Raw genomic sequence first — 872 nt, 5'->3', positions numbered from 1 at the left:
TAGATCTCTTGCGAAAGTTAATTTAAGAGCATCCAATTCACCATTCCAGCAATTAAATTCATTCTTAGACCAAAGCGTTTCCGTCTATTTCTATAGCGTTCTGTTAATATCCGAAAATGTTTAAGTTTGCCGTTGATATGTTCAATTGTGATCCTACGCCGACTGATTTCTTGGTTGATCTGTTTTGCTATTTGGGGTAATGATAAATTCTTAGGTTTCTTGATTGGAATGAGTAACTTACTCTTAATCTGATGAAATCCTTTATAGGCTAAATCTGCCATGATACAAGGATAAATGACCATCTCCTTCAAATACTTACGCGCAATCGTCAGATCGTGTTTTTTGCCATCTTCAATCTGTATACTTACAATTTGCTTTAATTTTGGGTTAAAAATGACCTGTGTTTTTAGCGTATGTTTCTTCTTTTTACCGCTATAGAATTTTCTTTGTTTTTTTGGGACGCTCAATCTGTGACTCAGTGACATCAACGATTACATAATCCTCCTCACTAAACTTTTGATTCCTTTTAGGCAATGCGAAAATCCGTGATTGAATCAGAGCATTTTCAACTTTCTGAATCGTACGATTCACATTACTTTCAGCTAGGTTATAGTCGGCGGATAACTCAATTTGAGTTCTATAACAGCGTAAGTAATTTAAAGTTAACAACAATTGATCCTCTAAACACAACGAATGAGGTCTTCCAGATTTTTTCTTGGCAAGTTCAGCGTGTTGTAACACTGATACCATTTTTAAGAATAATGGACGAGGAACGCCAACAAGTCGTTTAAATTCCCCATCATTAAATCTAGTTAAATTTTCATATTTCATGGGACGAGTATAAACAATTTTTTACTTTCGCAAGAGGTCTA

Annotated in this window: 1 protein-coding gene; it reads right to left on the bottom strand. The window is 34.7% G+C overall.

Annotated elements, in window-relative coordinates; translation table 11 throughout:
- Positions 1 to 17 precede the first annotated feature (17 nt).
- Positions 18 to 831, bottom strand: a protein-coding gene (locus tag AC1M9D_RS14040) for an IS5 family transposase (protein WP_481612440.1) whose coding sequence is annotated in 2 segments (ribosomal slippage) — positions 18 to 443 and positions 445 to 831 — 813 coding nt in all. Because the reading frame shifts where the segments join, the coding sequence is not laid out codon by codon here.
- Positions 832 to 872: the final 41 nt, after the last annotated feature.

The sequence above is a fragment of the Acinetobacter sp. ANC_7682 genome (genome assembly GCF_056779795.1).
This window is presented reverse-complemented; position numbering and strand designations above follow the sequence as displayed.